Genomic DNA, 25,479 nt, shown 5'->3' with positions numbered 1-25,479 from the left:
GCGATCACCCGTTGGGCAGGATCACCGCGCGCCCGTCTATCTTCCCCGCGTGCAATCGCTCGTAGGCGAGCGGAGCCTCGTCCATCCCGAACGTCTCGACGTGGACATCGACCGCCCCCGCCCGCGCGAGGTCGAGAACCTCACGCAATTCGCCGCGACTGCCCCAGTACGGAGCCGTCACGCTGACCTCGAAGGGCATGACGCCGAAGCCGACGGGCAGCGTGCCGCCCCCGATGCCGACGATCGTCACGTCACCTTCCATGGCGACGCATGCGCCCGCCGTGGCGACGGTCGGTTCGGCCCCGACGAAATCGAAGACGGCCGTCGCACCGCGTCCGCCGGTCAGTTCGCGCACCCGGTCGGCGGCCTTGGCGTCGGAGGTCACGGTCTCGTGCGCGCCCACGGTGCGCGCCAGTTGGAGTTTGTCGTCGCTGATATCCATCGCGATGACGCGCGCCGGGCTCACCGCGCGCAACAGCTGGATCGCGACGTGCCCGAGTCCGCCCGCCCCGATGACGACGGCCGTCGAGCCCGGCCCGAGTTTCGGCAGCGAGCGCTTGATGGCGTGGTAGGGCGTGAGCCCGGCGTCGGTGAGCGGTACCGCGCGCACCGGGTCGAGTCCGTCGAGCGGCTCGAGGTGGCGGGAGTCGTCCACGATCAGGTATTCGGCGATGGCGCCCGGCGCGCCGAGTCCGGGCGGGAAGATGCTCAGTTCGGTCGCGCGCACGCAGTAGTTCTCCTTGCCCGCCGCGCACGGGGCGCACCGTCCGCAGCCCCACGGGCCGTAGACGGCGACGGAATCGCCGATCGCGACGCCGGTGACGCCGTCGCCGAGCGCGGCGATCGTGCCCGCGCCCTCGTGGCCCAATGTCAGGGGCAGCCGGTACGGAAATTCGCTTTCCGGCCAGGACATGACGGCGATATCGGAGTGGCAGACGCCCGCCGCCGAAACTTTCAGCAGCACCTGCCCCGGTCCCGGCTCCGGATCGGGGACGGTGACCAATTCCGGCGCCGCGCCGATTTCTCGATACTGAAGGGCCTTCATCGCGATACCTCCCTGATCGAATTCTCGAAGAGGGCGCATCGCCCGGCCCGGCGCGATTCGCCCCCGGTGGATCACCATGGAACGCCGCTCGGACGCCGGGCGTTCCGGCACGTCACCGTGGCCGATCGAGCTCCGATAATGCGCTGCGACGTGCGATTATGCTGTTCGATCACCCTGCGGCTGCTACCGCGACGGCCGTATTCGATGATACGGCTCGGCCCTCGCGCACCCGGCGGAATCGGCCCCGCGGTGGACGCGACAACGGCGGATTCGCGCGCGGAACGAGAAAGGTCGACCGGACGACCGCCGCACTTCCCCGCATTCGCCTACGCCGAATTCCGCCTTGCCGGTCTGTCCGGTTTGCGAAACGCGCCGGGACATCGAGACTGGAAGGAGCGCGCGACCAGAACCTGTCGACATTTCTACCGAACGAATCCGGAGATCCACGGTGAGTGCAGCTGGTTACCCAAGGTTCACGGGGCCGCAGGCCCCCGGATACGCGGGGCGGGGCAAGATATCCGCCATGCGCATCGGAGTCTTGACCGGAGGCGGAGACTGTCCAGGACTGAACGCGGTCATCCGCGCCGTCGTTCGTACCGCGAACGGGCGATACGGAGACGCGATAGTCGGCTTCGAGGACGGTTGGCGCGGCCTATTGGAGGATCGCAAGATCCAGATCCTCAACGACGACCGCACCGACCGGCTGCTCACCAAGGGCGGGACCATACTCGGCACCGCGCGAACCAATCCCGACGTCCTGCGCGAGGGCCTGCCCCGCATCAAGCAGACACTCGACGACAACGGCATCGACGCACTTATCCCGATCGGCGGCGAGGGCACGCTCACCGCGGCCAGCTGGCTGTCCGACGAGGGCGTGCCGGTGGTCGGCGTGCCCAAGACCATCGATAACGACATCGATTGCACCGACGTCACTTTCGGACACGACACCGCGTTGAGCATCGCCAGCGAGGCGATCGACCGCCTGCACACCACCGCGGAATCGCATCAGCGCGTCATGCTGGTGGAAGTGATGGGAAGGCACGCGGGCTGGATCGCCATCAACGCCGGGATGGCCGCGGGCGCGCACCTCACCCTGGTACCCGAGGTGCCCTTCGACGTGGACGAGGTCTGCACCATGATCAAACGGCGCTTCCAGCGCGGTGACAAACATTTCATCTGCGTGGTCGCCGAAGGTTCCCATCCCGCGCCGGAATCCGATTTCGCGTTGCGCGAGGGCGGTATCGACGAATTCGGCCACGAGCGATTCACCGGCGTCGCCCAGCAATTGGGGTCGGAGATCGAACGCCGCATCGGCAAGGAAGTGCGCACCACCGTGCTCGGCCATGTGCAGCGCGGCGGCAGCCCGACCCCCTACGACCGGGTCCTCGCCACCCGGTTCGGCCTGCACGCCGCGGAGGCCGTGCACGCGAAGCGTTTCGGTCAGATGGTGGCGTTGCACGGCACCACCATCGATCTCGTCCCGCTCTCGGAAGCGACCAAGCAGCTCAAGCGTGTGCCGGAGAGTCGCTACGGCGAAGCGTCGGCTTTCTTCGGCTGACACGCGGACCGCTCTGGTCGGGGGAACCCGCCGGGTTTACGCTCGTCCCCATGGCACTCATCGATTTCGACGACCTGCCCGTCGCGACGGCCGACGTTCTGCGCCGTCGCGCGCGGGGCGCGGGACTGGGTCCCGCCGAATACGTTCGGCGGGAACTGATCTCTCGCGCGCGGACGCGGGTGCCCGATGACGCGGTCGTCGATTTCGTCGAACAGCAGGGCTGCCTGCCCGGTCCGGTCATCGATGCTGACGCCGTCGCCGTGATCCACTCCTACGACATGCCGTTCGATGTGCTCGACCGATTCGCGCGCCGCGCGTCCGCCACCGGTATGCCGATCGGCGAGTACATGCGCGGGCAGCTGATCGCGATGGCGCGTCGATCGACCGTCGACGACGCGATGGGGGAATTCGAGGAAGCGATGCGCGCGGACCCGAGCCTGGATCTGGATATGAACGAGATCGCCGCCTCGGTCCGCTACGCGCGCGGACTGTAGCGGCTCGATCGCCTCTGCACGCCGATCGCCGCGCACGCGAGCACGATTCGCCACGCCGCGGCAGTCCTTGTCATGTGCTCTGCGCGGTGATGAGCGAACCGGTCGCGTGCACGATGTCCAGATGCTCGATCGTCGGTTCGCCCGGCCGTGCTCCGGCGAAGGCGGCGTCGACGGCCGGGTGGATCCGTTCCTGGAAGGCGCGGGCGCAGTGTGCCTCGGATTCCCACACATCGATGTAGCGCAGCCCGCCGTCGTCGCGGCGCACACACAGGTGCAGTAGCGAACCGGCCAGTGGTTCCGGACCGAGCTCTTCGATGATTCGCGTGTAGAGCTCCTCGCCGATCGGGACATCTTGAATGTAGGCGTACACCATGGCCGGAATCCCTTCTGAATTCATCCGAATCAGCATCGGACGAATATTGGTAGAATAGGCGTCGATGAACGACAACGTCAAGGCAGGCAAGCGGCGATACAACGCACCGCTACGCGCCGCGCAGGCGGCCGACAGACGTCACGCGATCCTCGGCGCCGCACGACATCTGTTCGTGGTCCGCGGATACTCCGCCACGACGGTGGCCGAGATCGCCGCGGACGCGGGTGTTTCCGTCGACACGGTGTACGCGTCGATCGGACGTAAGCCGGTCCTGCTCCGAGAACTCGTCGAAACCGCCCTCTCCGGCACGGACCAGGTCGTTCCGGCTCGGCAGCGCGAGTATGTGCGCGCCATCCGCGAGGCGACCTGCGCCGAGGACAAGATCGCGATCTATGTCGACGCGCTGGTCGCCATCCAGCAACGGCTCGCGCCGATCTTCCTCGCCCTGCGCGAGGCAGCGAGCACGGATTCGTCGTGTGCCCGGATCTGGTCCGAGATCGGTGAGCGGCGTGCCGCCAACATGCGTGAGTTCGCGGCCGACCTGCGCGGCACCGGGCAATTGCGCGAGGACCTGTCCGATGACGATGTGGCCGATGTCATCTGGAGCATGAACGCCACCGAGTACTGGGTGCTGCTTGTCGGCGAACGCAATTGGACCGTCGAGCGCTTCCGCGACTGGCTGGTCGACGCGTGGATCCGCCTGTTCCTTCACGATCCCCCGGTGCCTCGCGATGGTGCGCACCCGAACGGTGCGCCCCGATAACGCTTGCCGACAGGTTCGAAGGTCCGATCCGTCGACGTGTGCCCGGCCGAATCCCGCGCCGCGATACCGCAGGGGGATTCACGCCCGTCCGCTTCGCCCGGCGTAGGTACCGTGGCTGGTATGCGTACCCGGCGACTGATCGCGTTGACACTGACCATCGTCGCCGCCGTGGTGGTGGCGGCGTGCTCGTCGGATGCCGACCCGCCCGAACCGACGACCGGCGATTGGCACGGCGCGATCCAGGTGCCGGGGCAGCCGATCGAGATCGGTGTGAGCTTCACCGGCGACGGCGCCGCGACCATCGATATCCCCTCGCAGGGCCTGCTCGCCGTGGCGCTGAAGGATGTGCGATCCGACCGTGGCGGTGTGGAATTCGCGATCCCGGACATCCCCGGTGATCCGGTCTTCGGCGGACGTTACGAATCCGACCGCATCTCCGGCGATTTCACGCAGAGCGGTCGGAGTTTTCCGCTGACCCTGGAACGGGGGAAGGTCGCGGGTGTGGCGCGACCGCAGGAGCCGAAGCCGCCGTTCCCGTACGAATCCGAGGACGTCACCTACCGTAACGGCGATATCACCATCGCGGGCACACTCACCACCCCGCGTGGCAGCGGGCCGTTCCCCGCGGTGGTGATGATCACCGGAAGCGGCGCGCACAACCGCGACGAGGAGATGCTGGGCCACAAACCCTTCCTGCTGCTCGCCGACGCCATGACCCGCGCGGGCTACGCGGTGCTGCGCACCGACGACAGGGGTATCGGCGGCACCGGAGGGAAACTCGAGGACGCGAATTACACCGACCTGTCCGGCGACGCGGCGGCCGGGGTGAACTTCCTGCGCGGCCGAAAGGATATCGATCCGGCGCGCGTCGGATTGTTCGGCCACAGTGAGGGCGGCTATCTCGCCCCGCTGGTCTCCGCGCGGCCCGACAGCGGCGTGGCGTTCGCGATTCTGATGGCGGGCCCCTCGGTGCCGGGCGACCAGGTGCTCGTCGAACAGACCCGGGTCATCATGGCGGCCAACGGTGCGTCCGCCGCCGATGTCGACAAGCAGGTGAGCGAGAGCGCCGAGTTGGCCGCCTTGCTGAAGGTGGGCGACCTCGAAGGCGCCAAGGCATTCCTGAAGCGGTCCAACGACGCGTTGCCGCAGGACAAGCGCCTCCCCGACGACCAGGTCGGCGCACAGGTCACCCCGTATTTCGCCGCGCTCATCCAATACGATCCCGCCCCCGCGCTCTCCGCGCTGCGCATCCCGGTCCTGGCCTTCTTCGGCGGCACCGATCTCCAGGTGATCCCCGCGCAGAACGAGCGGCCCATGCGCGACCTGCTCGCCGGTGACCCCGCGGCGACCGTCCACACCTTCCCGGGCCTCAATCATCTGATGCAGCCCAGCGCGACCGGCGCGCTCGGCGAATACGGCACCATCGAAACCACCGTCTCCCCGGAAGTGCTCACCTACATCACCGGCTGGCTGACCCAGCGTTTCCCGCCGAAGTAGTGCCGCGCGCCGACGGCCGGAGGTCGGCGCGGTGCGATGGCGGGGCTTACATAGACTGTGAGTTATGAGCGCACTTACCGCCGAGTTGATGGATTACGCCGAGGTCATCTCCCGGTACGAGCCGGTGCTCGGCATGGAAGTCCACGTCGAACTGTCCACCGCGACGAAGATGTTCTGCGGTTGCCCGACCGAATTCGGCGCCGAGCCGAATACCCAGGTGTGCCCGGTCTGCCTCGGACTGCCCGGCTCGCTGCCGGTGGTGAACGAGAAGGCCGTGGAGTCGGCGATCCGGATCGGTCTCGCGCTGAACTGCTCGATCACCCCGTGGGGCCGTTTCGCCCGCAAGAACTACTTCTATCCGGATCAGCCGAAGAACTACCAGATCAGCCAGTACGACGAGCCGATCGCGACGAACGGCTACCTGGACGTGGTGCTCGACGACGGCAGTATCTTCCGCGTCGACATCGAGCGCGCCCACATGGAAGAGGACACCGGTAAATCGCTGCACGTCGGCGGCGCGACCGGTCGCATCCACGGCGCGAGCCACTCCCTGCTCGACTACAACCGCGCGGGCGTGCCGCTGATCGAGATCGTCACCAGGCCGATCACCGGGGCGGGTGAGCGCGCGCCCGAGGTGGCCCGCGCGTATGTGACCGCCCTGCGCGAGGTGCTGAAATCGCTCGGCGTCTCCGACGTGAAGATGGAACAGGGTTCGCTGCGCTGCGACGCCAACGTCTCGCTGATGCCGGTGGGCGCGAAGGAATTCGGCACCCGCACCGAGACCAAGAACGTGAACTCGCTCAAGAGCGTCGAGGTCGCGGTGCGTTTCGAGATGCGCCGCCAAGGCGCGGTGCTCGCGGGTGGCGGCACCATCGTGCAGGAGACCCGCCACTTCCACGAGTCCGACGGCACGACCTCACCCGGTCGCATCAAGGAGACCGCGGAGGACTACCGCTACTTCCCCGAGCCGGATCTGGAACCCGTTGCGCCCGCGGCGGATCGGGTCGAGGAGTTGCGCGCGACCATTCCGGAGTACCCGTGGCTGCGGCGTGCCCGCATCCAGTCCGATTGGGATCTGTCCGACGAGGTCATGCGCGACCTGGTGAACGCGGGCGCGCTCGATCTGATCATCGCCACCGTCGACGCGGGCGCGCCCGCCAACGAGGCGCGTTCGTGGTGGGTCGCCTACCTCACCGAGAAGGCCAAGGAGCGTGAGGTCGCGCTGGAGGATCTGCCGATCACGCCCGCGCAGGTGGCCGAGGTCATCGGGTTGGTCGAGACCAAGACGGTGAACAACAAGGTCGCCAAGCAGGTCGTCGATTTCGTGCTGGCGGGCGAGGGCGATCCGGCGAAGATCGTGGAGGCCAAGGGCCTCGGCATGGTCAGCGACGACAGCGCGCTGCGCGCCGAGGTCGAGAAGGCGCTGGCCGCCAACCCGGATATCGCCGACAAGATCCGCTCCGGCAAGGTCGCCGCCGCGGGCAAGATCGTCGGCGACGTCATGAAGGCGACGCGCGGTCAGGCCGACGCCGCCCGCGTCCGCGAACTGGTCATCGCCGCCTGCGAGTGAGGCGGGGCGTCTAGTAGAGAGCCGTGTTCGGCCCGCTACGTAGTCGAAGGTCTTCGAGAGACGAACGGCGCTCACCTCGGTGAGCGCCGTTCGTCATGGCCCGGGTATTCCTAGTCCGGTCCGCCGCCCCCGCCGGACTGCGGCAGCGGTATGCGCACGACGCGGTCGTCGTTGGGACCGGGCTGTCCATCGGTCTTGTTCACCGTGCCGACCCAGAAACTGCCGTCGGGTCCGATGGTCGCGCCGCCGAGCTGACCGTATTTGTCCTGGGACAGCAGGCTCGGCGCGGTGGTGATCGCGTGGGTGTTCTCGTCGACCGTGGCGAGCGCGAGCGCCTTCGCCGAGGTCATCGCGACGGCGACACCGTCGACCGCCGCCGCGCAGCCCGCGACGCCCGGTCGGTCGGGCCAGGTCCACCCGATGCTGACCTGACCGTCCGGGCCGAGGCGTTGCAGCCGGTCCTCGCCTGGCATGCGGTCGGTGATCCAGACGCTGTCCTTACCGTCGCGGCACAGGTCACCGGCGACGCCGATACCCGATAGCACGATCGAGGACGACGCGCCGGGCGCGGGTGAGTCGACGCGCAACACCTTGCCCGCCAGCGAGGAGGGCGTCGACGCCAGCCCCGGATTGCCCGCGTCACCGGTCAGTACGAGCAGCTGATCCGGTGTCGCCCACTCCAGCGCGCCGTGATTACCGGTCTGCCCCTTGGGAATTCCGGTCAGGATGTCCTTCTGTGAGCCGCCCTCGCCGATGCGGACCACCCGGTTGTCGCTGCCGGTGGTGATGTAGGCGTACATCAGCCCGTCTTCGCGGTAGGTGGGCGAGAGCGCGATATCGCTGAGCCCGCCGTCGGTCGATCCGTCGACATCGACCTTCGCGACCTCGACCGGCGGCGTATCCGGGTCGACCACCTTGAGGATGCGCCCGGTGCGGCGTTCGGCCACCAGCGCGCCCTCGCTGATCCCGATGATGCCGCCGGTGGTGTCCAGGCAGGTGGCGACCACGGCGGGGTCGGGATCGATGCACGGGCCGCTCGGTCGTGTCGTCGACGGCGGTGTGTTCGACGGGGGTTTCGGATCGGCCGGATTGAACGTCGGTTCCGGGGTGAACGGGCTCGACGCCGAATCGTCGAACCGGGCGCATCCGGCCACCAGGACGGCACCGAGCGCCAGACACATCGCGACGCGACCCACGACAACCACACTCATAGCTCAGACGTTACGGAAATAGTGCCGGGCGCGCCCCTCCCGGGTGGGTGTCGCGGGTCCCGCGGTGTCGCGGGGCGGTTGACACGCCGTCGCGTTCGGGCGGTCAGACCGCACCGCGCGGCATAGGGTATGCCCCGTGAGTGAGCGGAGCGAGCGAACCATCGACTCCTGTGAGCGGAGCGAGCGAACCATCGACTCCTGTGAGCGGAGCGAGCGAACCATTGACGCCCATCCGGCCCGGTGGACCCGAGCGACAGAAAGGCACGGCCGTGGCCGATAAGCCGAAGGACACATCCGAGCAGACCGAGCCGCAGGCCGGTGCGCAGAAAGCGGTGTCCACGGGTAAGGGCGTCGGCAGCCCCTACGATTCCCCGACCGGGCAGTTGCCCCGGGTCGGGATGACCAAGGAGCCCACGCCGAGCACCACGGTCCCCGTGGACGGCGTGCCGCGCACCGACGACGAACTCGGTCTCGATCCGGGTCCGGACGTGCCGACCGTGTCGCAACCCACCGACACCTCCGGCACCGGGGCGACGGCGGCGCCGCCGACCACCGCGGGCGCGACCGCGGCGGGTGCCGGTGCGGGCGCGGCGGGCGCGACGGCCGCCTACTCCTACGCGAGTATCCCCCCGGCCGCGAACACCCCGGGCGAACCGAGCCGGTCGTTGCGCCGTCGACCGGTCGACAATCGCCGTGGCACACTCGATTTCGGACTGTTCGTCTTACGTCTCGTGGTCGGTGGCACCTTCATCTATCACGGCCTCCAGAAGCTCACGGGCTGGTTCAACGGTCCCGGCCTCGACGGCACCCGCGACATGATGGCGGGCGGCGGCTGGGATCACGCGACGCTGTGCGCCGTCCTGGTGACCATCGGCGAACTCGGTGGTGGCGCACTGCTGGTCCTCGGTCTGGTGACACCGCTCGCCGCGGGCGCGGTGCTCGCGGTGATCCTCGACGCGTGGGCGTGGAAACAGGGCATGATCCCGGGCTTCCAGTATCGCGGCAGCGTGCCGTCCGGGGTCGAACTGGAGAGCGTGCTCGCGGGCACCGCCGTGGTCATCCTCCTGACCGGGCCGGGACGCTGGTCGCTCGACCGCAACCGCGGCTGGGCCATCCGCCCCCGGTACGGGTCGTTCGTGGTCCTGGTGCTCGCGGTGGTCGCCGCTGTCGTGACCTACTGGTACCTGCACGGCGGTAACCCGTTCACCGGTATCGGGCCCTTCGACTGATCGAAGAGTCCGCGCAGACAGCAGCGCCCCTCGAATCCGCGAAGGATCGAGGGGCGCTGTCGTTTTCGGGTATTGCTGTCGTTTCGGGTATTACGGAACGCGCCGCACGGCGCCCTTGTCCGCCGAGGTGGCGAGCGCGGCGTAGGCGCGCAGCGCGGTGGTCACGGTGCGCTCGCGGTCCAGCGGATGCCAGGGCCGTTCGGACGCTTCCATTTTCGCGCGGCGCTCGGCGAGCACGGCGTCGTCCACGAGCACCTCGAGGGTGCGGCTTGCGACGTCGATGCGGATCTGATCGCCACTGTCGACCAGACCGATCACACCGCCGCTCGCCGCTTCCGGCGAGATGTGCCCGATCGACAATCCGGAGGTGCCGCCGGAGAAACGTCCGTCGGTGATCAGCGCGCACACCTTGCCCAGACCCGCGCCTTTCAGGAACGCGGTGGGGTGCAGCATCTCCTGCATACCGGGACCACCGGACGGGCCCTCGTAGCGCACGACGATCACATCGCCCGGCTTGATCTTCTTGCCCAGGATCGCCGAGACCGCCTCCTCCTGCGACTCGACCACCACGGCCGGGCCCTGGAAGGAGAACAGATCCTCGTCGATGCCCGCGGTCTTGAGGATCGCGCCGTCGGGAGCGATATTGCCGCGCAACACGACCAGGCCGCCCTCCACGGTGTAGGCGTGCTCCTTGTCGCGGATGCAGCCGCCCGCGGCGTCGGTGTCCAGCGAGGACCAGCGGTTCTCGGTCGAGAACGGTTCGACGGTCCGCACCCCGCCCGGTGCGGCGTGGAACAGTTCGATCGCTTCCTCGGAAGCCTTGCCCGAGCGGATATCCCAGGTGTCGAGCCATTCGTCGAAGCTCGGTGTGTGCACGGTGCCGACGTCGGTCTCCAGCAGTCCGGCGCGGCGCAGTTCGCCCAGGATCGCGGGGATGCCACCGGCGCGGTGCACGTCCTCCATGTGGTAGTCCGAATTCGGCGACACCTTGGACAGGCACGGCACGCGACGGCTGATCTCGTCGATGGTCTCGAGATCGAAGTCGACCTCGCCCTCCTGCGCGGCGGCCAGGGTGTGCAGCACCGTGTTGGTCGAACCGCCCATCGCCACGTCCAGCGCCATCGCGTTGCGGAAGGCCTTGGCGTTGGCGACATTGCGCGGCAGCACCGACGCGTCGTCGTCGCGGTACCAGCGGGTGGCGATATCGACGACGACCGTGCCCGCCCGCTCGAACAGCGCGCGGCGCGCGGCGTGGGTGGCCAGCGTGGAACCGTTGCCGGGCAACGCGAGTCCGAGCGCCTCGGTGAGGCAGTTCATGGAGTTGGCGGTGAACATGCCCGAGCAGGAACCACAGGTCGGGCACGCGCTGCGCTCGACCTCGGACAGCCCGTCCTCGGACACGTCCGGGTTGGCGCTGGCCGAGATCGCGGTGATGAGGTCGGTCGGCGCCTGTGCGACACCGCCGACCACGACCGCCTTACCGGCTTCCATCGGACCGCCGGAGACGAACACCGCCGGGATGTTGAGCCGCATCGCGGCGTTGAGCATGCCGGGGGTGATCTTGTCGCAGTTGGAGATGCACACCAGCGCGTCGGCGGTATGGGCGTTGGCCATGTATTCGACCGAGTCGGCGATGATCTCGCGCGAGGGCAGCGAGTACAGCATGCCGCCGTGGCCCATGGCGATACCGTCGTCGACCGCGATGGTGTGGAATTCGCGCGGAACGCCACCGGCGGCACGCACCGCGGCGGCGACGATCTCACCGACATCCTTCAGATGCACGTGGCCGGGGACGAACTGGGTGTAGGAGTTCGCGATGGCGACGATCGGCTTACCGAAATCGGAGTCGGTCATACCGGTGGCCCGCCACAGGGCGCGGGCTCCGGCGGCGTTGCGGCCGATGGTGGTCGTACGTGAACGAAGCGGTGGCATGGAAGGTCCTCGATGGGTCGCGGGGGCTGATGTGCGACAGCGCGGCGCCGGCTCGCCGGCCACCCCACGGTACTCCCGGCGGGCCCGCTCACCGTCGGCGGGAGCCGAGGGGAGACGGGCGGTCACGAGTGTCGCGCGGAGTGGTTTCGCGGTGGTCACCGCCGTTCGGCATGCCCGGCCTACCGTGCTGTCGTCGGGCTTTCGGTGTCGCCGCGAGGGTTGTCGTCGGCGCGGGCGGTGTCATCGGGGAGGTGTCGGTCCCGAAACCGTCTCGGCGGCGCGCGATTCGGAGTGTGTCACCGGAATGCGCGCCGATATGCGGAGCGTCACCAGTCTATCGCGGCGCGGATGTGGCTCTCACCACTCGTGTCATCCGTCACACGAAAGAGTGGGTGTGGCCGTCAGTCTCGCTCGTCGGCGGTGTCGTCGGGAGCCTTCGGGTCGGTCTCCGGAGCCGCTTTCTCGGCGGCCTCCTCGTCCGCTTTCTCGGCGGCCGCGCGCTCGGCCCAGGCCCGTTCCTCGGCTTCCTCCGCCGCGGTGAACAGGTCGGGAATCTGTCCGTCGGAGGCGGTGATCAGGTCCCGGAGTCGGTCGTAGCTCACCGCGGGCAACGTCACCTCCGAACCGTCGGTCAGGTGCGCCCGGACGAAGCCGCGCTTGGGAATCCGCAGCCCTTCGACCTGCGCCCAATCCAGATGCCGTGACCCGAACACGGTGCGCAGATCGAGCCCGGATTCCGACACGGTGGTCTGCGTGCGCAGCACCCAGACACCCACCGCTATCGGCAGCGACATCAGCCACCAGAGGAAGGCGGGCGCGCCGACGAAGAAGAAGAAAGTGCCGAGCAGCAGCACGACCACGCCGAGAAACGCCAGGCGCGGGGTCCTGATGACCTTCGCCGTGGGCGCGGGCAGGTCGTGCTCGGTCGAACTACCCGTATCCGATCCCTCGGGCACGGTGTGGGACGATTCAGTAGGTGGCACGGACTGATGCGGTGATGACACACCACCATCCTCGCATCCTGGTGAACGGACACAAGCAACCGCACTGTCCCACATAATGGGACGCACTGGGTCATCTGTTTGACTCATCGGTTCACGCCCGCTTAACGTCGTGCGCGTGAATCGAAACCAGTTGCTCGTACTCGGCCGGCGCGTCCAGCGTTGAGCCTGACTGCCTGAGTCGAATACGTCAGCTCGCGTTGCGACGCGCCACCCTCGTTCAGCCCTGTGCTGACGGGGGCTTTTTTGTGTTCGGGCGAAAGTCCGCCCGTGTTTGTCGGTCATGTCGAATTGATCAGCATTTGTCCGGGGTCGAGTACGAGAACAGTTAGGAACGAAGACGGTGAGTGCACCAACCGCACGGCCCGGGCCATCGGCCCGCAGGCCTGCGCCCTCGAGTCAGCAAGCCGCGACAGCGGCCACCACCGCGGCGAACCGCCGCCAGGTCCCGCCCGAGCGGGTCACCGGCGCGCAGTCCGTCGTCCGTGCGCTCGAGGAGCTCGGCGTCGACACCGTATTCGGCATTCCCGGCGGCGCGATCCTTCCGGTGTACGACCCCCTCTTCGACTCGACCAAGGTGCGCCACGTGCTGGTGCGCCACGAGCAGGGCGCGGGCCACGCGGCCACCGGTTACGCCCAGGCCACCGGCAAGGTCGGTGTGTGTATGGCCACGTCCGGCCCCGGCGCGACCAACCTGGTGACCCCGATCGCGGACGCCCAGATGGACTCGGTCCCGATCGTGGCCATCACCGGCCAGGTCGGGCGCAGCCTGATCGGCACCGACGCGTTCCAGGAAGCCGATATCTCCGGCATCACCATGCCGATCACCAAGCACAACTTCCTCATCACCGAGGGCATCGACATCCCGCGCATCATGGCGGAGGCGTTCTACCTGTCGGCGACCGGCCGACCCGGCGCGGTGCTCGTCGACATCCCCAAGGACGTGTTGCAGGCACAGACCACCTTCAGCTGGCCGCCGGAGATGCGGCTGCCCGGCTACCGTCCGGTCACCAAACCGCACGGCAAGCAGGTGCGCGAGGCCGCGAGGATGATCCTCGAGGCCAAGCAGCCGGTGCTCTACGTCGGCGGCGGCGTCATCAAGGCCGACGCCTCGCCCCAGCTGCTCGAACTGGCCGAACTGACCGGAATTCCGGTGGTCACCACGCTGATGGCCCGCGGCGCGTTCCCGGACAGCCACGACCTGAACATGGGCATGCCGGGTATGCACGGCACCGTCGGCGCGGTCGCCGCGTTGCAGAAGTCGGATCTGCTGATCACCCTCGGCGCGCGTTTCGACGATCGCGTCACCGGTCAGCTCGACTCCTTCGCGCCGGGCGCCAAGGTCATCCACGCCGATATCGACCCCGCCGAGATCGGCAAGAACCGGCACGCCGACGTGCCGATCGTCGGTGACTGCCGCGAGGTGATCGCCGAACTGATCGAAACGCTCAAATCCGATCCGGCGGGCCCGCCGAAGTTGGACCTGACCGCCTGGTGGACGTACCTGGACGGCATCCGCAAGAGCTACCCGCTCGGCTGGAGCACCCCGAGCGACGGTTCGCTGTCGCCGGAGTACGTCATCGACGCGCTGGGCAGGCTCGCCGGACCCGACGCCATCTACTGCGCTGGCGTGGGCCAGCACCAGATGTGGGCCGCGCAGTTCATCAAGTACGAGAAGCCGCGCACCTGGCTCAATTCCGGTGGGCTCGGCACCATGGGTTACGCCGTCCCGGCCGCCATGGGCGCCAAGATGGGCGCGCCGGACAAGGAAGTGTGGGCGGTCGACGGTGACGGCTGCTTCCAGATGACCAACCAGGAGTTGGCCACCTGCGCCGTGGAGGGCGTGCCGATCAAGGTCGCGCTGATCAACAACGGCAACCTGGGCATGGTCCGGCAGTGGCAGACCCTCTTCTACGAGGAGCGGTACTCCAACACCGATCTCGGAACCCACACCCTGCGCATCCCCGACTTCGTGAAACTCGCCGAAGCGCTCGGCTGCGTCGGCATCCGGGTGGAGAAGGAAGAGGACGTGGAGGCCGCGATCCGCGAGGCGCAGTCCATCAACGACCGCCCGGTGGTGATCGATTTCATCGTCGGCAAGGACGCCCAGGTGTGGCCGATGGTCGCAGCGGGCACCGGTAACGACGAGATCATGGCCGCGCGCGGCATCCGTCCGCTCTTCGACGAGGACGAGCAGGCCGCCGAGCCCGCGATCATCCACGAGGCCCTGGCCCAGGGGCAGGCCGCGCAAGAGAAGAACCAGGTGAACGAATGAGTACGACCCACACCCTGAGCGTTCTCGTCGAGGACAAGCCGGGCGTGCTGGCGAGGGTCGCGAGCCTGTTCTCGCGGCGCGGGTTCAATATCGAGTCGCTGGCGGTCGGCGGGACCGAACTCCCCGAGATCTCCCGCATGACGATCGTCGTCACCGTCGAGGATCTGCCGCTGGAGCAGGTCACCAAACAGCTCAACAAGCTGGTGAACGTCATCAAGATCGTGGAGCAGGACGCCGACGCCTCGGTGGCCCGCGAACTGATCCTGGTGAAGGTGCGCGCCGACGCCAGTGTGCGGACCCAGGTGATCGAGGCCGTGACGCTGTTCCGCGCCAAGGTCATCGACGTGTCCCCGGACGCGCTCACCGTCGAGGCGACCGGAACCCGGTCCAAACTCGACGCACTGCTGCGAATGCTCGAACCGTATGGCATTCGCGAGATCGTGCAGTCCGGCGTGGTCGCCGTCGGTCGTGGGCCCAAGTCCATTACGGCGACCCGCTAGGGCCTGATCGGTCGATCGCGGCCAGCGGCTAGTGTTGGCTGCGATCGACGGTCGGCGCATCGCGCCTTCCCCGCCGCCGCGGGGATCTGATTTCGATATGTACGAATTGACAACCAATGCACGGCGCAAGCAGCGCGGTGCGCCCCGCCTCGGGCGGGGATAATCCCGGAAGGAACCACAGTGGCAGTCGAGATGTTCTACGACGACGACGCCGATCTGTCGATCATCCAGGGCCGCAAGGTCGCTGTCATCGGCTACGGCAGCCAGGGCCACGCGCATTCGCTGAGCCTGCGCGACTCGGGCGTCGAGGTCCGTGTCGGTCTCGCCGAGGGTTCGAAGTCGCGTCCGAAGGCCGAAGAGGCCGGTCTCACCGTCGGCACCCCCGCCGAGGTCTCGGCCTGGGCCGACGTGATCATGGTGCTCGCGCCCGACACCGCGCAGGCCTCCATCTTCACCAACGACATCGAGCCGAACCTGAAGGACGGCGACGCGCTGTTCTTCGGCCACGGCCTCAACATCCACTTCGGCCTGATCAAGCCGCCCGCCGAGGTCACCATCGGCATGGTCGCGCCCAAGGGCCCCGGCCACCTGGTGCGCCGCCAGTTCGTCGACGGTAAGGGCGTTCCCGCCCTGATCGCCATCGACCAGGACCCCAAGGGCGAGGGCCAGGCGCTCGCGCTGTCCTACGCCAAGGGCATCGGCGGCACCCGCGCCGGCGTCATCAAGACCACCTTCAAGGAAGAGACCGAGACCGACCTGTTCGGTGAGCAGGCCGTGCTCTGCGGTGGCACCGAGGAACTGGTCAAGACCGGTTTCGAGGTCATGGTCGAGGCCGGGTACGCGCCGGAGATGGCCTACTTCGAGGTGCTGCACGAGCTGAAGCTGATCGTCGACCTCATGTACGAGGGCGGCATCGCGCGCATGAACTACTCGGTCTCCGACACCGCCGAATTCGGCGGCTACGTCTCGGGTCCGCGTGTCATCGACGCCGACACCAAGAAGCGGATGCAGGACATCCTCAAGGACATCCAGGACGGCACCTTCGTCAAGCGCCTCGTCGCCAACGTCGAGGGCGGCAACAAGGAGCTCGAGGGTCTGCGCAAGGCCAACGCCGAGCACCCGATCGAGGTCACCGGCGCCAAGCTGCGCAACCTGATGAGCTGGGTCGATCGCCCGATTACCGAAACCGCCTGAGTCACGGTGTCATAGCGTCACAGCGCGATGGCCCGCTCCCGATGGGGGCGGGCCATCGGCGTTTTCTAGCTGCTGCCGAACAGGCCGTGCGGGCGGTGCGGACGGAACGGATTGTCGAACGGGTCGTGCCGATCCCAGGGATCGCAGTGGTCACGCGGTCCGTGCCGCGGGTCGTCCCACAGGTCCGACCAGGGATTGTCGAACAGGTCGCCGTGGCGGCATTCCCGCCTGTCGTGCTTGACGTCGGTGACCTCGGGACGCTGATCGGCCGAAGCGGGCCCGGCCGCGACGGTGACCGGAACCGCGGCGAGCGCGCCCGCGACGGCCAAGCCCGCCAGCAGCCGGCGGGAGGTGGGGGATTTTCTCGTCGTGAACAACGTAATACCTTCCAACTTCTCGAAATTCGGCACGTCGCCTGCCTTCGCGGCGTCGTGGCCAGCGGGCGGCGTGGCCGGAAACCGAGGGGAGGAAACCTCGACCGATTCGCCGACGCGGCGGCCACCGCACGAACACACTGTGCCGCACCCGGATCGAAAGGTCACCGGTCATCGCCCGATTCCGGAGAAAATTCATCCTTCGGTATGAGTCCGGACGCGCCGGGATGGGGCGAAGCCCTGAGAACGCCTGCCGCGGGCGCGAAATCCGTGCCGTACGTGCTCGAGCGCGGTCGGTCAGCGCGTCGACCGGTCCGGCTAATCATTGGCGAACCAAATGAGTTACCACCCCACCTGGCCTAACACGCCCATTCGGGCAACACTCTTGCGATGTCGCATCCATCGGGCAAGACTGAGCGGATGACAGATTCGGTCGGTGTGCTGAGCGCTGGTTCCGGGGTCGAGAAGGGGCGCGCGGCCCGCAAACGAGTACCACGTTCGGCCCTCGGGGGCTGGCAGCCGCCGAAGAACCGCACCGACCCGATCACGATCCTGGAACGCCAGGCGCGGACCCGGCTTCCCGAACTGGTCCCGATCCGATACGCGCGGATGGTCGCCGAGCCCTTTCCCTTCCTGCGCGGCGGCCCCGCGATCATGGCGGCCGATCTGGCCACCACCGAGAACACCGGATTGATCGTCCAGTTGTGCGGCGACGCCCACCTGTCCAACTTCGGCCTGTTCGCCTCACCCGAACGCGCCCTCGTCTTCGACCTCAACGATTTCGACGAAACCCTGCCCGGCCCGTTCGAATGGGACGTCAAACGGCTCGTCGCCAGTGTCGCCGTCGCCGCGAGGAGTAACGGATACAGCGACACCAAGGCCGAGTACGCCGCGATGGAGGCCGCGCGCGGATACCGCGAACATATGCTGCGGCTGGCCGAGATGGACGGCATGGCCGTGTGGTATCTCCAGGTCAACGCCGACGCCGTCGCCGAACTGGTGCGCAAACCCAAGCGGCGCGAAGGCGTGGAGAAGGCGCTGAGCACGGCACGCTCGCACACCAGCCTGCAAGCGTTCTCCAAACTCACCGAGCTCGACGAGAACGGCGTCCCCCGCATCCGGCACCGGCCGCCGCTGCTGGTGCGCATCGACGAACCGGAGGCGCTCGACATCTCGGCGGTCTTCGCGGCCTACCGCAAAACCCTCCCCGAGGAACGCCGGATCCTGCTCGACCGTCACGAACTCGTCGACCTCGCGCTCAAAGTGGTCGGCGTCGGCAGCGTCGGCACCCGATGCTTCGTCGGCCTGATGGCCGACCGCGACACCGGAAGCCCCCTGTTCCTCCAGGTCAAAGAGGCCGAAACCTCCGTCCTCGCACCGCATCTGACCGCCAGCAAATTCAAACACCAGGGCCACCGCGTCGTGCACGGCCAGCGCCTCATGCAGGCCGCGAGCGATATCTTCCTCGGCTGGGCCACCGGCCCCAACGGCCGCTACTTCTACTGGCGGCAACTGCGCGATATGAAGGGCTCGGCGGTTCTGGAGAACCTGTCACCCGGCGCGCTGGCCAAATACTCGATGCTGTGTGGTCACACCCTCGCCCGCGCCCACGCTCGCTCCGGGGACCGCGTCGCGATCGCCGCGTATCTGGGCGGCGGTGACGCCTTCGACCGGGCCATGGCCGAATTCGCGATGGGCTACGCGGATCAGACATTGACCGACCATCGGGAATTGGAGGACGCCGTCGCCTCCGGTCGGGTCACCGCGGCGACCTCGGGGTTCTGAGAAAGGCTCGACGCCGTTCCGCCCGGAGTCGAGCCGGACTGGGCGTCCACCGGGTCCGACGCCCCGTTCTACACTGGCTACCGATGAGTAAGTTCTTCGATTCGGTAGACGAGGTCACCCGTCGGCTCACCGCCGCCGGGTACCTGCCGTCCACCGATATCGCCACGGCCGTCTTCCTCGCCGACCGCCTCGGCAAACCCCTGCTCATCGAGGGCCCAGCCGGAGTCGGCAAAACCGAATTGGCCCGAGCCGTCGCCACCGCCAGCGACGCCGACCTGGTGCGGCTGCAATGCTATGAAGGCATCGACGAGGCCCGCGCCCTCTACGAGTGGAACCACGCCAAACAACTGCTGCGTATCATCGCCGCCGACGACAACGGCTGGGAAGGCACCCGCGACCACGTCTTCACCGAGGAATTCCTCCTCGAACGCCCCCTGCTCGCCGCCATCCGCAACCCTGACCCGACCGTGCTGCTCATCGACGAACTCGACAAGGCCGACGTCGAACTCGAAGGCCTCCTGCTCGAAGTACTCGGCGACTTCCAGGTGAGCATCCCGGAACTGGGCACCATCGGCGCGATCCGAAAACCCTTCGTCGCACTCACCTCCAACGCCGACCGCGACCTGTCGGAGGCATTGAAACGTCGCTGCCTCTACCTCCACATCGACTACCCGACAGCGGAACTGGAACGCGCCATCGTCGGTCTGCGAGTCCCCGAGTTGGACGCCGCCACCGCGACCGCCGCGGTCGAGGTCGTCGGCGCGCTGCGCGAACTGTCCCTGCGCAAAGCTCCCTCCATCGCCGAAACGGTGGACTGGGCGCGAACCCTGGTGACGTTGGGCGCGCGCAATCTCACCACCGGTGTGGTGCGCTCGACGCTGGGCCTCGGCATCGACACCACCGACCCGCGCCTGCCCGAGCAGCCGGAATCACTCGACGCCCTGCGCGACCGCGTCGTCTCGGTCCTGGCCGACGACGACCGCACCACCACAACGGAATTGGCCCGCGAAACCCTCGGCAGACTCGGCGGCTACGGCGGCGCGGGAGCAGGCCCGACCCCGAATCCCGTCGGCACCGGCTCCGGCATGGGCTGGTCCTCCTACCAGACCATGAAAACCCTCCGACCCGAGGACTTGATCGACCGCATCGCCGAAACCATGGGCGGCACCGACGAACTCGCCACCGCCGTCCACACCATCGAAGCCCGACGACGCGCCGACGCCTTCCGCACCGAGGCCATGCTGCGCTCGGCACAACTGCGCGGCACCGACTACATCGCCCGCCGCGGCGTCGAATCCGCCACCGACCACGTCGACTTCCTCGGAGCCCGCGAACAGGACCTCGCCGAAATGCGCCGCCTGGTCACCCCGTTGGCCCGCAAACTCGCCACCCGCCTCGCCGCCCGCCGCAAGAAATCCGTCCGCGGCCACATCGACATGCGTCGCACCCTGCGCCGTTCCATGGCCACCGGCGGCGTCCCCATCGACCCCGTCCTGCGCGCCCGCAAACACGGCCGCCCCGACCTGGTGATCCTCGCCGACCTGTCCGGCTCCGTCACCGGCTTCGCCGAATTCACCCTCCACCTGACCCAAGCCCTCCAAGACCAGTTCTCCCGGGTCCGCAGCTTCGGTTTCGTCGACACCTGCGACGAGATCACCCCCTACTTCACCCCCGGTACCCCACCCGCCCCCGGCATCGCCACCCGAATCATCCGCGAAACCAACGTCTCCCGCTTCGGCAGCAGCAACTACGGCGAAGCCTTCCGCGCCTTCACCACCACCCACCTCGACGCCCTCGGCCCCCGCACCTCCCTGCTCATCCTCGGCGACGCCCGCACCAACCGCACCGCCCCCAACCTCCCCGCCCTCCACCTGATGCTCGACCGCGCGAAACACGTCTACTGGCTCAACCCCGAGCCCGCCCGTTCCTGGTCCACCGGCGACTCCGCCGCAGCCGTGTACGCCGAGCACGTCACCATGCACGAATGCCGCAACGTCGAACAACTCGCCCGGGTGATCACCCGGCTACTTCCGGTGTGAGATTCGTACTTCGAGAGGCGCTTGCGCAACGATCGCCGTGACAACGGGCGGCAGGCTCCATTCCTCCACTAAAGTCTCCTCCGACTGGTGGCTCGGACGATTCTGGGGTGGCGATGACGGCGGAGTGGGAATTCGATGTTCCGACGACGGGTAGCAAGTACCTACCGCCCGATGCCAGGTACATGGACGCTCTCACCAGCCAGGGGTACGACTTCGAGGCCGCTGTCGCAGACCTGATCGACAATTCGATCGATGCGGGCGCCAACGATGTGGTGATCCATTTTCTGCGCGACGGCGACGCGCTCGTCAGTTTGCTGGTAATCGATGACGGTCGGGGAATGACCGACGACGAACTCGATGTGGCGATGACGGTCGGCGGTCGACGCGGGTACGCGGCGAACGCCCTCGGCATGTTCGGAACAGGACTCAAATCGGCGTCGCTGAGCCAAGCCTCCGCGGTGACGGTCACCAGTCGGACCCGGAAGACCCGCCCCGCAGGTCGGCGGTGGGTGATGGAACGCGCTCGCACGGGATTCCAATGCGACATCGTCGAATCGCGTTACGCCCAGGCATTGATCGACCGGTACAACGGTCAACCGATCACCTGGCAGGGCACGGTGATCCGCTGGGACGGCGTCAAGAACTTTCCACGACACGGCGGCAGCGGCCAGACCGACCGCTATCTCCAACGAACGATCAACAAGCTGGGTCTGCATCTCGGGCTGCAACTCCATCGCTTCCTGCTGCGCGACGACTTCAACATCACGATCGCGGTCGAAGACATTCGTACCGGCGACATCTATATGAATTTCGGTGTGGTGCCGCTGAATCCGTTCGGCTACCCGGTCACCGGACATCCCGACTATCCGCGTGTGTTCGTCGCCGATGTGCCTTCGATCGGTGCGGTTCGGCTGGCGGCCCATGTCTGGCCCCCGAAGTCGTCCCTGGACGAGTACAAGTCGGTCGGCGCTGTCCTCGACCGACAGGGCTTCTACTTCTATCGCAACGATCGAATCGTTCAATCCGGCGGGTGGAACAACTTCCGTCAGCCCGAACAGCATCTCTCCCTCGCCCGAGTCGATATCGATCTCCCACCGGACACCGATGAGGTGTTTCGGCTCAGTGTGAAGAAGGAAGGTGTCGAGGCGACACCGGAATTCGTCACCGCGCTCGAGAACGCGGTGGACCACACCGGTCGTCTGTTCACCGACTATCTCGCGGACGCACAGCAGACCTATCGTGAGGCGCGCAAACGCGCGGGTCTGACCCGCAAGGCGGTGATCCCGCCCGGTAGAGGTTTCGCGCCCGCGATCACGGAGGCGGTCGAAGACGAACTGCCGATACTGCCGGGCGAAGTTGCCATCGCCGTGCAGTGGAGCAAACTCGCGGATGATGTCTTCTTCGACATCGACCGGGACAATCGGACGATCGCCCTGAATCGAAAGTTCCGGACCGCGATACTGGGCGGCCGGCGAGGCAGCCTGAACGACGCGCCGGTGATGAAGTCGATGTTGTACCTGTTGGTTCACCAACTGTTCGAGTCGGAATTCAGCGGCCCGCGCGCCAGAGACAACATCCAATTGTGGCAATCCATCCTCCTCACCGCGGCGAGGGCCGAGATCCGCGAGATCGACAACGACGAGACGGGAGAGCTCGCGTGACCGAACTCGATGGGTCGCGACTGGAGCTGCATAGCGCTGTTCTCGCCGATATGGCGGGGAGTCGACCGAAGCGCCTGGTCAGAGCCATGGAATACCAGGCCGAGGATATTTCGGTCGACGCGCAGTCCTGTGCGAACGAGTCGGATTTTCGTCACGCACTCCTGTTGTCGGCTTCCGACGATCGGCTCATCGACATGTGGCGCAAACAGTTGACCCGGTGGGATTTCGCCGAGAAGGCCGCATGGTCGACGACATCACCGCGAACCGATGAGCGTCGCGCCGAGATCTATCGGATACTCGGCCTGGAGGACGGCACCGCGAAACTACTCGAGGCAGTCGTACCGATAGCCAAAGTCGCACAGGCCGTGGTGATCAGCGAGAAATTCGTACCGTGGTACACCCCTGCGTCACAGCAGGGAAGACCGTGGTATTGGCCCTCCTACCGCAAATTGCTGGAACAGAAGAAGTGGCCGGAGGAGGCGATCGCGGGTCTCGACGCCGCGACGGACAGCGTTGTCGAGCGACTGGCGGATCCCACACGTGCCGACTCGTATCAGTCGAAGGGCCTCGTGGTCGGATACGTTCAGTCCGGAAAGACCGCGAATTTCACCGGCGTGATCGCCAAGGCAGTCGACGCGGGCTACCGTCTGGTCATCGTGCTCGGGGGCACGCTGAATCTACTGCGCGCGCAGACCCAGCGGCGTCTGGATATGGAACTCGTCGGCCGCGAGAACATCTTGCGGGGCGCAGGGGAATTCGAGTCCGACTACGCGGACGACCCGGCGTGGAGTCAAGGGAAGTTCATCGAATTCGGTGCTCTTCCGTCAACCTTGTCCGCGTTCGACATCGTGCGAATGACGACTCGCTACGACGACTACAAGAGCCTGTTGCAGGGCATTGTCGCGTTGGAATTCGAGAAGCGAGAGCCCGCTCTGCCGCTCTACGATCCCCGCAACCTGCACCGTGCCTCGGCTCGGCTGATGGTGGTCAAGAAGAACAAGGCCGTCCTGACCAAGCTCGTCAAGGACCTCCGGAAGATCAAGACACCGTTGGCCGAGATCCCGGTACTCATCATCGATGACGAGTCCGACGAAGCATCGGTGAATACCTCGCGTTCCAAGTCACGACCGGATGCGGACCGGACGGCGATCAATCAGAAAATCGCCGATCTCTTGACCATGCTGCCTCGGGCGCAGTACGTCGGATACACCGCGACGCCGTACGCGAATGTCTTCATCGATCCGAGCGACACCGCCGATATCTTTCCGAAGGACTTCATCGTCTCGCTGCCACGCCCCGAGGGCTACATGGGGGCCAGCGACTTCCACGATCTCTACACCGAGATCACCGACAAGGAAAAGAACTACGCCAACTCGAACGAGAAGGCCCACGTCCGGGACGTGACCGTCGAGGACGAAGACGACACCGAAGCTCTACTGCAAGCAATCGATATGTTCGTCCTGACCGCAGCCGTCAAGCTGTTTCGTGAGGACAGGGGCGGGCTCGGCGACGGTTACTTCGACCATCACACGATGCTCATCCACGAGTCCAGTTGGGTGGAAGATCATCGCGATCTTCGCGGTCGCGTCACGAAATTGTGGTTCAACGCGGGGTATGCGGGCTCCAGCGGCCATGCCCGGCTCCGCTCGTTGTTCGAAGACGATATCGCTCGGGTGTCCGGAACACGTGCGCCGAAACATCTGCTGCCTGCCTCGTATGAGGAGGTCATGCCCTATGTCGGCCCGGCGGTTTTTCGGATCGGCGGCGACCAGAAGCCGATCATCGTCGTCAACGGGGACAAGGAGTTGGAGACCGGGGAGGCCGATTTCGACAGGCGATCCATCTGGAAGATTCTGATCGGCGGCCAGAAGCTCTCCCGCGGTTTCACCGTCGAAGGGCTCACCATCTCGTACTTCCGCAGGCGTGCCTCGAATATGTCGGCGCTGATGCAGATGGGGCGCTGGTTCGGGTTCCGGCCGGAATATCGAGATCTCGTTCGGCTCTATATCGGTCGCAGCGAGGTCGGTGCCGCCAAGCAGGATATCGACCTCTACCACGCGTTCGAAGCGATCTGTCGCGACGAGGAGGATTTCCGCCAAGAGCTGACGCAGTTCGCGGTGCTGGTGGACGGCGAGCCTCAGATCACTCCCGCACAGGTGCCGCCGCTCGTCTCTCAGCATCTACCACTGTTGAAGCCGACCAGCCCGAACAAGATGTACAACGCTCGACTCGTCGAGATCGATTCGGCTGGCCAATGGGTCGAACCGACTGCCTATCCCTCGGTCGTGCCGGACCTGCGGCACAACACCAAGCTGTGGCTGAACGTCCTGGATTCGACATCACCGGACGCCGTCGACGTCACGTTCGTATCGGACAAGAGTGCTGAACGCAGCTTCTCGGCCTTTCACGGCAGTCTGGACGGTCTCGAATTCCTCGAGCTCGTCCGGTCGTTGAAATGGCTGGCTCCCGGTCAATTCCAGCCGTATCTGGAATACCTTCGGCAGGTCACCGACGGCGCGTTGGTCGATCGATGGACTGTGCTCGCGCCGCAGCATCGAGGAACCGGTCAGACTCTCCGATCGGGTGGAGGTCGTCGATACTCGTGGTTCGCGCGTACCCGGCGTCGCAGTCCGTTGTTCGGTGCCATCGCCGATCCGAAGCACCGCTTGGCCGCGTTGCAGATCGTGCACTTACTGTCCGACTCGGGCGGCAGACACAGTGATCGATCCGTAGATCCCCAGACCGGAGTGGTTCTGATCTATCCGATGATCGAACCCGGCCATCGGGTCGAGGCGGAATCCGGCGTAGTCGATCCGGGCCATGTGGTCGTGGGTTTCGCGTTCGTGGCCCCGACCGCGGCGCACTCGCCGAGTGGGAGAAAGGTCAGGTTCACCACTATCGATTCCTCCAAGGACGCGGCCATCATCGACACCGCGCCGGTCGACGCGTAGCGCCGAATCTGCCCGGTGCGGGCGAAT

General features: G+C 66.8%; 19 protein-coding genes and 1 pseudogene. 14 read left to right on the top strand and 6 right to left on the bottom strand.

What is annotated here, in order from left to right; genetic code table 11:
* Positions 1-4: 4 nt before the first annotated feature.
* Entirely contained in the window at positions 5-1,045 is a 1,041-nt protein-coding gene (locus OG225_RS25165) for an NAD(P)-dependent alcohol dehydrogenase (protein ID WP_405177536.1), read from the bottom strand.
* A 523-nt stretch (positions 1,046-1,568) separates the two neighbouring features.
* On the opposite strand from OG225_RS25165, the gene OG225_RS25160 reads away from it, so the two are divergent.
* Both OG225_RS25160 and OG225_RS25155 read left to right on the top strand, forming a co-directional pair.
* Positions 1,569-2,603 (top strand): ATP-dependent 6-phosphofructokinase, encoded by a 1,035-nt coding sequence (locus OG225_RS25160; protein ID WP_405177535.1) that lies wholly within the window; start codon positions 1,569-1,571, stop codon positions 2,601-2,603.
* A gap of 50 nt (positions 2,604-2,653) precedes the next feature.
* Positions 2,654-3,097, top strand: coding sequence for a hypothetical protein (locus OG225_RS25155; protein WP_405177534.1), 444 nt, complete (start codon positions 2,654-2,656; stop codon positions 3,095-3,097).
* 70 nt (positions 3,098-3,167) lie between these two features.
* Here the strand turns inward: OG225_RS25155 and OG225_RS25150 are convergent, their stop codons facing one another.
* A complete protein-coding gene (locus tag OG225_RS25150) occupies positions 3,168-3,494 on the bottom strand; it encodes a hypothetical protein (RefSeq protein ID WP_405177533.1) in 327 nt (108 codons plus the stop codon).
* A gap of 40 nt (positions 3,495-3,534) precedes the next feature.
* On the opposite strand from OG225_RS25150, the gene OG225_RS25145 reads away from it, so the two are divergent.
* From OG225_RS25145 to gatB, 3 genes are all read left to right on the top strand, one after another.
* Positions 3,535-4,233 carry a TetR/AcrR family transcriptional regulator gene (locus tag OG225_RS25145; protein ID WP_405177532.1) on the top strand — a complete coding sequence of 233 codons (699 nt, stop codon included), beginning with the start codon at positions 3,535-3,537 and terminating at the stop codon, positions 4,231-4,233.
* 120 nt (positions 4,234-4,353) lie between these two features.
* Positions 4,354-5,730 carry an alpha/beta hydrolase family protein gene (locus tag OG225_RS25140; protein ID WP_405177531.1) on the top strand — a complete coding sequence of 459 codons (1,377 nt, stop codon included), beginning with the start codon at positions 4,354-4,356 and terminating at the stop codon, positions 5,728-5,730.
* A gap of 64 nt (positions 5,731-5,794) precedes the next feature.
* The gene (gene gatB, locus OG225_RS25135; protein ID WP_405177530.1) at positions 5,795-7,300 is read left to right on the top strand and encodes an Asp-tRNA(Asn)/Glu-tRNA(Gln) amidotransferase subunit GatB; all 1,506 of its coding nucleotides are present in this window, start codon (positions 5,795-5,797) and stop codon (positions 7,298-7,300) included.
* Positions 7,301-7,410: 110 nt separating this feature from the next.
* Here gatB and OG225_RS25130 read toward each other — a convergent pair whose 3' ends face one another.
* Positions 7,411-8,511 (bottom strand): sorbosone dehydrogenase family protein, encoded by a 1,101-nt coding sequence (locus OG225_RS25130; RefSeq protein ID WP_216916526.1) that lies wholly within the window; start codon positions 8,509-8,511, stop codon positions 7,411-7,413.
* A gap of 269 nt (positions 8,512-8,780) precedes the next feature.
* Here OG225_RS25130 and OG225_RS25125 point away from each other — a divergent pair, with 269 nt between their 5' ends.
* Entirely contained in the window at positions 8,781-9,740 is a 960-nt protein-coding gene (locus OG225_RS25125) for a DoxX family protein (protein ID WP_405177529.1), read from the top strand.
* A gap of 90 nt (positions 9,741-9,830) precedes the next feature.
* On the opposite strand, the gene ilvD is transcribed toward OG225_RS25125, so the two are convergent.
* Both ilvD and OG225_RS25115 read right to left on the bottom strand, forming a co-directional pair.
* On the bottom strand, positions 9,831-11,672 hold the full coding sequence (gene ilvD / locus OG225_RS25120; RefSeq protein ID WP_405177528.1) for a dihydroxy-acid dehydratase: 1,842 nt from the start codon (positions 11,670-11,672) through the stop codon (positions 9,831-9,833).
* A gap of 401 nt (positions 11,673-12,073) precedes the next feature.
* On the bottom strand, positions 12,074-12,628 hold the full coding sequence (locus OG225_RS25115; protein WP_405177527.1) for a PH domain-containing protein: 555 nt from the start codon (positions 12,626-12,628) through the stop codon (positions 12,074-12,076).
* Between the two features lie 388 nt (positions 12,629-13,016).
* Here OG225_RS25115 and OG225_RS25110 point away from each other — a divergent pair, with 388 nt between their 5' ends.
* The 3 genes from OG225_RS25110 to ilvC all read left to right on the top strand — a co-directional run bounded on the left by OG225_RS25110 (position 13,017) and on the right by ilvC (position 16,642).
* Positions 13,017-14,948 carry an acetolactate synthase large subunit gene (locus tag OG225_RS25110; RefSeq protein ID WP_405177526.1) on the top strand — a complete coding sequence of 644 codons (1,932 nt, stop codon included), beginning with the start codon at positions 13,017-13,019 and terminating at the stop codon, positions 14,946-14,948.
* The gene (ilvN, locus tag OG225_RS25105; protein WP_054814465.1) at positions 14,945-15,448 is read left to right on the top strand and encodes an acetolactate synthase small subunit; all 504 of its coding nucleotides are present in this window, start codon (positions 14,945-14,947) and stop codon (positions 15,446-15,448) included. Before OG225_RS25110 ends, ilvN begins: the two co-directional genes overlap by 4 nt.
* A gap of 192 nt (positions 15,449-15,640) precedes the next feature.
* Positions 15,641-16,642, top strand: coding sequence for a ketol-acid reductoisomerase (gene ilvC, locus OG225_RS25100; protein WP_216916549.1), 1,002 nt, complete (start codon positions 15,641-15,643; stop codon positions 16,640-16,642).
* A 65-nt stretch (positions 16,643-16,707) separates the two neighbouring features.
* Here ilvC and OG225_RS25095 read toward each other — a convergent pair whose 3' ends face one another.
* The gene (locus OG225_RS25095; protein ID WP_405177525.1) at positions 16,708-17,019 is read right to left on the bottom strand and encodes a hypothetical protein; all 312 of its coding nucleotides are present in this window, start codon (positions 17,017-17,019) and stop codon (positions 16,708-16,710) included.
* Between the two features lie 417 nt (positions 17,020-17,436).
* Here OG225_RS25095 and OG225_RS25090 point away from each other — a divergent pair, with 417 nt between their 5' ends.
* The 5 genes and pseudogenes from OG225_RS25090 (at position 17,437) to OG225_RS25070 (ending at position 25,452) form a co-directional block, all read left to right on the top strand.
* The gene (locus OG225_RS25090) at positions 17,437-18,801 is read left to right on the top strand and encodes a DUF2252 domain-containing protein (RefSeq protein ID WP_405177524.1); all 1,365 of its coding nucleotides are present in this window, start codon (positions 17,437-17,439) and stop codon (positions 18,799-18,801) included.
* A gap of 83 nt (positions 18,802-18,884) precedes the next feature.
* A pseudogene (locus OG225_RS25085) lies at positions 18,885-19,688 on the top strand (AAA family ATPase); the annotation flags it as partial.
* Between the two features lie 198 nt (positions 19,689-19,886).
* Positions 19,887-20,840 carry a VWA domain-containing protein gene (locus tag OG225_RS25080; RefSeq protein ID WP_405183362.1) on the top strand — a complete coding sequence of 318 codons (954 nt, stop codon included), beginning with the start codon at positions 19,887-19,889 and terminating at the stop codon, positions 20,838-20,840.
* Between the two features lie 113 nt (positions 20,841-20,953).
* Complete coding sequence (locus OG225_RS25075; protein ID WP_405183361.1) at positions 20,954-22,501, top strand: ATP-binding protein; 1,548 nt, start codon at positions 20,954-20,956, stop codon at positions 22,499-22,501.
* Positions 22,498-25,452, top strand: a complete 2,955-nt coding sequence (locus tag OG225_RS25070; RefSeq protein ID WP_405177523.1) for a Z1 domain-containing protein — start codon at positions 22,498-22,500, stop codon at positions 25,450-25,452. The genes OG225_RS25075 and OG225_RS25070 overlap by 4 nt, the downstream gene beginning before the upstream one ends.
* Positions 25,453-25,479 lie beyond the last annotated feature (27 nt).

Source organism: Nocardia sp. NBC_01377 (assembly GCF_045040005.1).
Taxonomy (GTDB): Bacteria; Actinomycetota; Actinomycetes; order Mycobacteriales; family Mycobacteriaceae; genus Nocardia; species Nocardia noduli.
This window is presented reverse-complemented; position numbering and strand designations above follow the sequence as displayed.

What these genes read in the sequence shown, in the direction of transcription:
- OG225_RS25165 (WP_405177536.1), bottom strand. Translation starts at nt 1,045, where the DNA reads ATGAAGGCCCTTCAGTATCGAGAAATCGGCGCGGCGCCGGAATTGGTC.
- OG225_RS25160 (WP_405177535.1), top strand. Translation starts at nt 1,569, where the DNA reads ATGCGCATCGGAGTCTTGACCGGAGGCGGAGACTGTCCAGGACTGAAC.
- OG225_RS25155 (WP_405177534.1), top strand. Translation starts at nt 2,654, where the DNA reads ATGGCACTCATCGATTTCGACGACCTGCCCGTCGCGACGGCCGACGTT.
- OG225_RS25150 (WP_405177533.1), bottom strand. Translation starts at nt 3,494, where the DNA reads ATGAATTCAGAAGGGATTCCGGCCATGGTGTACGCCTACATTCAAGAT.
- OG225_RS25145 (WP_405177532.1), top strand. Translation starts at nt 3,535, where the DNA reads ATGAACGACAACGTCAAGGCAGGCAAGCGGCGATACAACGCACCGCTA.
- OG225_RS25140 (WP_405177531.1), top strand. Translation starts at nt 4,354, where the DNA reads ATGCGTACCCGGCGACTGATCGCGTTGACACTGACCATCGTCGCCGCC.
- gatB (WP_405177530.1), top strand. Translation starts at nt 5,795, where the DNA reads ATGAGCGCACTTACCGCCGAGTTGATGGATTACGCCGAGGTCATCTCC.
- OG225_RS25130 (WP_216916526.1), bottom strand. Translation starts at nt 8,511, where the DNA reads ATGAGTGTGGTTGTCGTGGGTCGCGTCGCGATGTGTCTGGCGCTCGGT.
- ilvD (WP_405177528.1), bottom strand. Translation starts at nt 11,672, where the DNA reads ATGCCACCGCTTCGTTCACGTACGACCACCATCGGCCGCAACGCCGCC.
- ilvN (WP_054814465.1), top strand. Translation starts at nt 14,945, where the DNA reads ATGAGTACGACCCACACCCTGAGCGTTCTCGTCGAGGACAAGCCGGGC.
- ilvC (WP_216916549.1), top strand. Translation starts at nt 15,641, where the DNA reads ATGTTCTACGACGACGACGCCGATCTGTCGATCATCCAGGGCCGCAAG.
- OG225_RS25090 (WP_405177524.1), top strand. Translation starts at nt 17,437, where the DNA reads ATGACAGATTCGGTCGGTGTGCTGAGCGCTGGTTCCGGGGTCGAGAAG.
- OG225_RS25080 (WP_405183362.1), top strand. Translation starts at nt 19,887, where the DNA reads ATGGGCTGGTCCTCCTACCAGACCATGAAAACCCTCCGACCCGAGGAC.
- OG225_RS25075 (WP_405183361.1), top strand. Translation starts at nt 20,954, where the DNA reads ATGACGGCGGAGTGGGAATTCGATGTTCCGACGACGGGTAGCAAGTAC.